Annotated in this window: 7 protein-coding genes and 1 pseudogene; all 8 read left to right on the top strand. The window is 61.4% G+C overall.

Annotation, left to right across the window (positions count from 1 at the left end; genetic code table 11):
- Nucleotides 1-1403 (top strand): annotated as a pseudogene (locus tag ACNPN0_RS11605) (dipeptide ABC transporter ATP-binding protein); the annotation flags it as partial.
- Nucleotides 1404-1513: 110 nt separating this feature from the next.
- Nucleotides 1514-1885, top strand: coding sequence for a chorismate mutase (locus ACNPN0_RS11600; protein ID WP_105656864.1), 372 nt, complete (start codon nt 1514-1516; stop codon nt 1883-1885).
- The gene (locus ACNPN0_RS11595; protein ID WP_332485962.1) at nt 1878-2942 is read left to right on the top strand and encodes a hypothetical protein; all 1065 of its coding nucleotides are present in this window, start codon (nt 1878-1880) and stop codon (nt 2940-2942) included. Before ACNPN0_RS11600 ends, ACNPN0_RS11595 begins: the two co-directional genes overlap by 8 nt.
- A 136-nt stretch (nt 2943-3078) precedes the next feature.
- On the top strand, nt 3079-3759 hold the full coding sequence (gene mtrA, locus ACNPN0_RS11590) for an MtrAB system response regulator MtrA (RefSeq protein ID WP_105656824.1): 681 nt from the start codon (nt 3079-3081) through the stop codon (nt 3757-3759).
- A complete protein-coding gene (gene mtrB, locus ACNPN0_RS11585; RefSeq protein WP_332498149.1) occupies nt 3756-5576 on the top strand; it encodes an MtrAB system histidine kinase MtrB in 1821 nt (606 codons plus the stop codon). Before mtrA ends, mtrB begins: the two co-directional genes overlap by 4 nt.
- The gene (locus ACNPN0_RS11580) at nt 5576-7279 is read left to right on the top strand and encodes an LpqB family beta-propeller domain-containing protein (protein ID WP_105656822.1); all 1704 of its coding nucleotides are present in this window, start codon (nt 5576-5578) and stop codon (nt 7277-7279) included. Before mtrB ends, ACNPN0_RS11580 begins: the two co-directional genes overlap by 1 nt.
- Before the next feature lie 69 nt (nt 7280-7348).
- Complete coding sequence (locus ACNPN0_RS11575; protein ID WP_448938103.1) at nt 7349-8137, top strand: ComF family protein; 789 nt, start codon at nt 7349-7351, stop codon at nt 8135-8137.
- A gap of 169 nt (nt 8138-8306) precedes the next feature.
- A complete protein-coding gene (hpf, locus tag ACNPN0_RS11570) occupies nt 8307-9005 on the top strand; it encodes a ribosome hibernation-promoting factor, HPF/YfiA family (protein ID WP_105656863.1) in 699 nt (232 codons plus the stop codon).
- Nucleotides 9006-9036 lie beyond the last annotated feature (31 nt).

The following is a 9036-nucleotide window of genomic DNA, read 5'->3' as shown; positions in this document are numbered from 1 at the left end:
GCGCGGCGCGCGGCCGGGATGTGGCCATGGTCTTCCAGGAACCATCCACGGCACTGAACCCGGTGTACACCGTGGGGTGGCAGATCATGGAGGGCATCCGCGCGCACAACAGGATTTCCAAGAAGGAGGCCAGGACGCGCGCCATCGAGGCGATGCGCCAGGTCGGCATCCCGGATCCAGAGCAGCGCGTGGACTACTACCCGCACCAGTTCTCCGGTGGCCAGAAGCAGCGCGTGGTCATCGCCGCGGCGCTGGCCCTGAAGCCGGAACTGATTGTGGCAGATGAGCCAACCACCGCATTGGATGTCACGGTGCAGGCTGAAATTCTCCAGCTGCTGCGCGACCTGCGTGATCAGCTGGGTACCGCCATCGTCATCATCACCCACAATATGGGGGTGGTGGCCGATATCGCCGACCGCGTGATCGTGATGAACCAGGGGCAGATCGTTGAGCAAGCACCATCGATCCAGCTCTTCGAAGCACCGCAAGAGGACTACACCAAGTCCCTGCTGGCTGCCGTGCCGCACCTGGGGCGCGAAAGCGCCTCGGAGGGACTAGTCGAACGTCCGAACCAGGATGCTGAATTGCTGGTGGAAGCCAAGGGCCTGAAGGTGCATTTCCCGGGACGCCTCGGGGTCCCGGGCTTCACCGCGGTCGATGAGGTGGATCTGAAGATCCACGCCGGTGAGGTCTACGGACTGGTGGGCGAGTCCGGTTCGGGCAAAACCACCATCGGACGCAGCATCGCGGGGTTGAACCGCATCACCGGTGGCTCGCTGAAGGTGCTGGGCTACGAGATGGCCCACTTCAAGGAACGCACCTTCAAGCCGCTGCGTGAGCAGATCGGCTTCGTGTTCCAGGATCCAGCGGCAAGCTTCAATCCGCACTTGACCGTAGGCGAATGCGTGGCCGAGCCACTGGCCGTGCACCGTGATCTGAACCCGCTGCAGACCCGCAACAAGGTGGCCGAACTGCTTGAGGCCGTGCAGCTTCCAGCCGGTTTTGCCAACCGCTACCCGCACGAACTCTCCGGCGGCCAGCGCCAGCGCGCGTCGCTGGCCCGCGCACTGGCCTTGGAGCCGAAGCTGCTGATTGCCGATGAGCCAACCAGCGCACTGGACGTTTCGGTGCAGGCCAAGGTGCTGGAGCTGTTCCGCGAATTGCAGACCGAACTGGGCTTCGCAGCCCTGTTCGTCTCGCATGATCTGGCAGTGGTGGACCAGCTGGCTACCTGGGTGGGCGTCCTGTTCCGGGGCACCTTGCTGGAAGAAGGCTTGGGCTCCAAGGTCCTGGCCAACCCGCAGCATGAATACACCCAGCGCCTGATCGCCTCGCTTCCGGTTCCGGACCCGCGCGAACAGGCGCAGCGACGCAAACTGATTGAACAGCTGAACGCCTCCTGAGCAGCTGGCAATCAAGGAACAACGGGCATGCCCCGGGCACGGTCAGGCACCGTGTCCGGGGCATGTCACCTTGTGGGTAATCCGTCATGCGAACCCGTAAACTGGTGATCATGAACGAGCCGAAGAACACTGAGACCACCCAGTCATTCGACCCGCACGCCAGCTCGTTGCAGGGCGAGGTCCAGAATGAAGTCCTCGAAGAGCTGTACGCCATCCGCGGCAGCATCGACAACTTCGATGCGCAGCTGGTTTTCCTGTTGGCTGAACGCTTCAAGGCGACCCAGCGCGTAGGGGTCCTGAAGGCCGAGCACCAGTTGCCGCCGAGCGACCCCAGCCGCGAGAAGGCGCAGATCGAGCGCCTGCGCGCCCTGGCCCACGAAGCGCATCTTGATCCAGAATTCGCCGAAAAATTCCTGAATTTCGTGATCTCTGAAGTCATCCGCCACCACCAGAACATTTCTGACTCGCACAACAATGACTGAGCAGGAACACGAGGCCGCTGAACGCCGCGATGTTCACGCCACCGCTTTCTGCCAGTTCCCGGGCAGCGACCCGTCGGCCATCCACGAAGTGGTGCGCGGGGAATTGGGAGAACCCAACCTCGCGGTCTTCCCGCAGCTGCCGGATCGTGGCGTCGGCGCCGATGCGGTAGGGCGCAGCGCCACCTTGCTGGCAGACCTCGGCTTCGATCTGCAGCCGCACGGCTGGAGGATCGGTGCCAAGGACGGTATCGATGCCCGTCGTGCCCGCAGCATCCTGCGCAGTGACGAGAATCTGCTAGCTGATGTACTCGGCGCGGAAGCGAAACCTGCCCAGCGCCTCAAGCTCACCTTGCTCGGTCCGTGGACCTTGGCCGCCAGCCTGTACCTGTCGAACGGGGAGCGGGTGATCAGCGATCATGGGGCGCGCCGCGACATCATCGAGTCCTACGCCCACGGAGCACGCGAGCATCTGGACCGACTGGCCCGCATTACCTCGCTGGCGGACTTCACTATCCAGATTGATGAGCCGCTGCTGGGCGACGTGCTCGACGGCACAATCAGTACCGCCAGCGGATACCGGACCCTGCGCTCGATCCCACGCGCCGAAGTGCGAAGCGCCTATGCGCAGTTCTTCAAGGTGCTCGCTGGCGAGGCCGAAGGCCAACGGGTCACCTCGCTGCTGAATCTGCCTACCCAGGATGAACACTGGATTGAACGGGTAGATCTGCTGCACCAAGCCGGTGCCGGCGCGCTGGTCATCGACCCTGGAGGCTTGACGCACCGCAAGTGGGAGCGGGTAGCGGGACTTGTCGAAGGCGGGGGCCGCGTCTTCTTGCAGGTGCTCGCCCCCGGAACCCGGGCACCAGGTGTTGTAGAAGGGGTGAACTCCATTCTTCGTCCTTGGCGTCAGCTGGGCTTGGGCTTGGGGCAGCTAGGTGCACTAACCCTGATGCCGCGTGGAGACTTCTCGCGCAGCAGCTCGGCGCAGGCCATCGAGAACCTGCGACGGCTGGCCAGTTATGCCCAAGCGTTGGAGCAGACACGCGTCGATGCGTAGCTAACTGCCTGATTCCTGCCGGTCACAGCCCGAAAAGGGCGGTTGATCATGTATCTTAGGAATAGTGGGGTAGCGGATCTACCCGGTTTGGCCAGTTGGCTGAAACCTCAAACCTACGGTTTCAGGGGGACATGGGATGAAGGCACGGATTTTAGTCGTTGACGATGACGAAGCGTTGTCTGAAATGATTGGCATTGTCCTGCAAAATGACGGCTTCGATGCCTCATTCTGCTACGACGGTTCCGGTGCTCTGGAAGCATTCCGTGAAGCGAACCCCGACCTGGTGCTCCTTGACCTGATGCTGCCTGGCATTGACGGCATCGAGGTATGCAAGCAGATCCGCGCGGAATCCGACGTTCCCGTCGTGATGCTCACCGCCAAGTCGGACACTGCCGACGTTGTCCGCGGGCTGGAATCCGGTGCCGATGACTACGTGCCCAAGCCTTTCAAGCCAGCCGAGCTGGTGGCCCGCGTGCGAGCCCGTTTGCGTCCAAGCGAAACCCACGCCGCGGAGACTTTGCAAGTTGGCGAAGTGACCATCGACGTGGCCGGGCACCGAGTGACCCGCGGAACCGATGTCGTGTCGCTGACCCCGCTGGAATTCGACCTCCTGGTCACCATGGCCCGCAAGCCATGGCAGGTCTTCAGCCGCGAGCAGCTGCTGGAAGCCGTCTGGGGCTACCGGCACGCTGCAGATACCCGCTTGGTCAACGTGCACGTGCAGCGCCTGCGCTCGAAGATTGAAATTGACCCGGAGAAGCCGCAGATTATCGAGACCGTTCGCGGTGTCGGATACAAGGCTGGTTCGGCAAGTTGAGTTCGCACACGTCGACCGGTGCAGAGTTGGTTCCGGTCGATGTGCATGCCCAGTCGCAGTCCAAACCCGCCCGGTGGAGCAAAATCGAGCAGTGGATCAAGCGTCCCTGGCACACCGCCAAGCTGCGTTGGCAACGCCACCTGCTGTTCCGCACCGTCATTTCGACGCTGCTTTTCACCGCGCTGGCTTTGGTTGCCGCCGGCGCCTTCCTTTCCAACCAGATCGCCTCCACGCTTTTCGAAGAGCGCGTGAACCAGATATCCAAGGAATCGGAACGCGGCCTGGTCCAGGCCCGCTCCATTCTCGAATCGGCTTCCACCACCGATCGCGCCTCCACCCAGGCCCTGGTGAATTCGACCTTGGCTTCCCTGGAAGGCGATGGCGCAACCGTAGTCCGCGATTTCGTGCTGATGCCCATTGCCGGTGACCAAAGCCTTTATGTTGGGCCAATGGCCTCCGGTTCCCTGACCACCCGCGTGATCCCTGGCGATCTCGCGGAGCGGGTTGCAGGGGAGCAAGGCATCTATTGGCGTTCCATCGAGCTGGGTGCCGATACCGCAACCAAGCCCGGTCTCATTGTCGGCACCAAGGTACTGATTCCGCCTGGACGCGAGTACGGACTGTATCTGGTCTACGACCTGTCCAGCGTGCAGGATACCCTCGAATTCATCAATCGTGCGATGGCTTTCACCGGGCTGATTCTGCTGGCAGTGGTTGGCTTCGTTGCGTGGTCGGTCGCCCGTACCGTGGTCCGCCCGGTGGCCGATGCCGCGTATGTTTCGGAGAGGATTGCTTCCGGTGACCTCGACCGCCGAATGAAGGTCGCCGGCAAGGACGAGGTGGCCCGATTGGGGACGGCCTTCAACCACATGGCCCATTCATTGCAAGAGCAGATCACCGCATTGAATAATCTCTCGGCCATGCAGCAACGCTTCGTTTCCGATGTCTCGCACGAATTGCGCACCCCGCTGACCACCGTGCGCATGGCTGCCGAAGTGATCCACGATGCCCGCGAGGACTTCGATCCGCTTACCGCGCGGTCGGCCGAACTGATGTACAACCAGATCGAGCGTTTCCAGCACCTGCTCAATGACCTGCTGGAAGTGTCCCGCTTCGATGCCGGTGTCGCGGTGCTTGACCGTGAGTCAACGGACTTGAACGTCATAGCCCGCAAGGTTATCGATATCGCCACCCCGGTGGCTGATGAATACGGTTCGCTCATCCGCCTGAACGCGCCCAGCGACGGTTGCGTCGCAGAAGTGGATCCGCGCCGCGTCGAGCGTGTGATCCGCAATCTGGTGCTCAACGCGGTGGAGCACGGTGAAAGCAAGCCAATCGATATCACCATCGGCGCTAACCAGAGCGCGGTGGCGATCACCGTGCGCGACTACGGCATCGGCATGTCCGAAGAGGCGTGCAACCACGTCTTCGACCGATTCTGGCGCGCTGATCCGGCCCGTGCACGGACCACCGGAGGTTCCGGCCTGGGCTTGTCGATCTCGATGGAGGACACCAGGTTGCACGATGGCCGATTGGAAGCGTGGGGCAAGCCGGGGGTCGGCTCGGTCTTCCGACTGACCTTGCCACGCAGCGAGGACCTGGAGATAGCTTCGTCGCCGCTTCCACTGGAACCGCCAGTTCCTGAAAGCCTGGCTACGGTGATTTTGGGAGACAGCTTCCCGCTGACCGGTGAAGTGCCAAAGATCGGATACACGCCGCTGGTTCTTGATCCGGATTTGGATGCGGATTCGCCAGATGACGATGTCACCAATCCGAACCTCGGCAGCAACGAGCAGAAGAAGGAAGGGGAGAGCTGATGCGGAAGAAATTCTTTTCCAGCCTCGCGATCATCCTTGCTGCTGCGCTTGCGATCTCTGGCTGCGCCTCGATTCCCAGAACTTCCACCGTCCAGCAGATTGAAGCCGGAACCGACACCAGCGGGGCTGAAAGCTACAGCTATGCGGCCGATGGACCGGCAGCAGGTGCTGATGCCAGGGCCATCGTCGAGGGGTTCGTCGAGGCTGGGCGTTCGGTATCCGAAGATTATGCTGTCTCCCGCGAATTCATGGACGCGCAGCTGAGCAACACCTGGCGCGGTGATACGCAGACGCTGATCTACGATGCCTTCAATGTGGTCAACGGGGCCGATGCGAACAAGTACACCATCCAGCTCGAAATCACCGGTGAAGTCGACGCGCATGGCGTGCGCACCGACTACCCGGATCACTCGACCCGTGCAGTGGATATCGAAGTCGCCAAGGTAGACGACGAATGGCGCATTACCAAAGCCCCGGACGGCACGATGCTCGAAGCCTCGACGTTCACCAAGATCTTTGCCGCGCAGACCCTGTACTTCTACGATGCGAGCTTCGCCTATTTGGTTCCCGACATACGGTGGTTCACCTCGGGTTCGGGCACCACCACGTCGATGGTGGAAGCCTTGTTGGCAGGACCAGCCCCGTACCTGCAAAATGCTGTCGTCTCCGCATTCTCGACGGCCAGCGGACTGGTGCGTTCAGCGGTGCCGGTGCGCGATGGCGAAGCGACCATCGATTTGAACTCCAATACCTTCGCAGATGCTACCGACCGGAGCATCTTGCTGATGAAGCAGCAGATGGAAGCCACGCTGACCAGCCTAGCTCCGGTGGACTCGGTAAAGCTGCTGCGGGAGGAAAACGAAGTCAACCTTTCGACCGAAGACACTAACTTCGAGCCGGCTACGTCCAACCCCAGCACGCAAGATACGCTGATCGGCATTTCGGACCAGTACTTGGTCTACGTCAAGGGACTCTCGATCATTCCGGTGGGCGGCGTCCCGGATATTTCCGGATACAACCCACGGGACCCGGCCATGTCTCCGGTCGGCAATCGCTATGCCTTCCTCAACGGCCGCCGCACCCAGCTGTGGGGGATTGACGACAAGGGCAGCCTGCGCCTTTCGCTGGAGGGCGAGGAGCTCATCCAGCCGTCCATGGATCTGGCCGGCTGGACCTGGACCGCGGATAACGGGGCAGCGACCCCGATCAGGGCGGTCCCTGCCGACACCGAAATGAAGGGTGAAGCCCGTCCAATCGATGTGGCCTGGCTGGAAGATGCCCAGATCGATTCCTTGCGGATTTCCCGTGACGGCGCGCGGGCGCTGATCGTGGCAACCATCGGCAAGACCACGTCGGTTTACGTCGCCGGCGTGATCCGCGATGCTGAAGGTGTGCCCCGCGGACTCACGGATTCGCCAATGAAGATCTATCCAGAAGTTCCGGTGAATACCGCGCTATGGGATTCGGACAGATCCATTATTGTTGCCGAGCTCGGTGATGACCAAGCTGTTGAAGCGGCCCAGATCACCTTCGAAGGCGGCAGCGAGCACCTGCAGCTGCTGTTGGGCATGGTCGGCATCGCTACCGGTGTCGGCAGCCGCCGCGAAGTGTATGCCGAGACCAACGAGAAGCTGTATACCCGCGTGGGCAATTCCTGGCACGAGCTTGAGGATTTTGCCCAGGACGTCGCCTATCCCGGCTAAGCAGGACCTTGCTCCACAACTCGTTGGCGACCAGACCGATCGACGCGGTTCATCGGCCAGTCTGGCCGTATGGAAATTCCCGAAGAGTGGCTGCGGTGCGTCGATGAGCTGTCCCGCAGCAGGCCCATGCGCTGGCTGGGATTCGGCACCAGGGAAATCGCGAACTTCCTGCTTCCGGCCTGTTGCGCGGTCTGCGCCCGGGCAGATTTTCGGCTTTGCCCCGAATGCCGCAGTGAAATCCAACGCCAACTGAGCCTGCCGCCCCTGCCGGACACGCATCATCTCTATGTCGAGCTTCCCGCGCTCGGCCAGCAGCTTGCCGTTAGTTCCTGCGGCGCTTACGGCAAGGAGCTGGCTCGGGCTTTGCTGGCATTCAAGAACAAGCAGCGCTACTTCCTCGTCTCGCTCTTCGCCCCTTATCTTGCTGCCGCGCTGAACGCCGGATGCATCCCGCAGCGCGCGAATCTTCCTACCCTGGTGGTGCCGGTGCCCAGTTCGCTCAAGGCAACAGCGCAGCGTGGCTACTCTCCGGTGAAGACGATGCTCGACCACGGCTTCGCTCGCGGGCTGCTGTCGGCAGATCTAGAGTGCCGCACGCTGCTGCACTACCGCCTCGGTTCCGCCTTGGGCGGGGCGCAGAAAACCAAGAGCGGTTCAGACCGGCGCGGCGGCCGGACCCATTTCGTAGCCGAGCGTGCCAGCGCCAATGGCCAGCCGGTCATCCTGGTCGACGACGTCCTAACCACCGGTTCTACGTTGCGGCACGCGGCCATGGCCTGCCATGAGGCAGGATATGACGTCACCAGCGCGGTGGTACTGTCTTTGACGAGACCGCCAAATAATGCACCTGAACAGTAATTACGCTTACCGCGATCGGAAATTGTGAGCCCGGATACTTGAATCTTGGCCACGGTGGCATAAGGTGAAGTATGGGATGCATCACAGATGCAGCTAAAAGCCCATCTTCAGTCCGAAAGGATGGAACTTTCGGACTGTTGTGTCACCCGACTCCCTATTGGAGGACACCATGGAGCTGAACTACAGCGGACGCAACATCACCATTTCGGATCGTTTCCGTGAGTATGTTGACGAGAAAATCACCAAGGTTGACCAGCTGGCCACCAAAATACAGCGCATCGACGTCAAGGTCCTCAAAGAAGCACACGCTCGTGATCAGAGCACTGCACTGTCCGTTGAATTGACCGTTGTTGGCCGTGGCCCAGCAATTCGAGCCGAGGCTCGCGGCGCTGACAAGTTCGCGGCTTTCGACATCGCGTTCGCAAAACTGCTTGAACGCCTGCGCAAGGCCCGCGACAAGCGCAAGGTGCATCGCGGCAACCACACCCCGCTGGCTGTCCACCAGGCAACTGGCGGCCTGCCTACCGCATCGAGCGGCAAGTCTTTGGTTGAAGAAACCATCGAAGCCCAGAAAGCCGCGGAAGCTGCCGAAGTCGAGGCCAACGCCGAGTACTCGCCAGTGGTCATCCGCCGCAAGTCCTTCCCTGCAGAAGTGATGAGCGTTGATGACGCAGTGGACCGCATGGAACTGGTCGGCCATCCGTTCTACCTTTTCATCGATGAAGCCACCGGCGAGCACGCTGTGGTCTATGGCCGCACCCAGTACCAGTACGGTGTCATCTCCTTGGATCCATCACTGAACTCCAATGAAGAAGCCACCAGGGAAACTCGCGGCTACCGTGACAAAGCCTTGGCAACAGAAGGCTAGTCATCGGAACCATAACTAGCGTGGGGGGGCC

The sequence above is a fragment of the Glutamicibacter sp. AGC84 genome (assembly GCF_053543575.1).
Note: the sequence above shows the minus strand (reverse complement) of the source record. Positions and strands in the feature narration are given on the sequence as shown.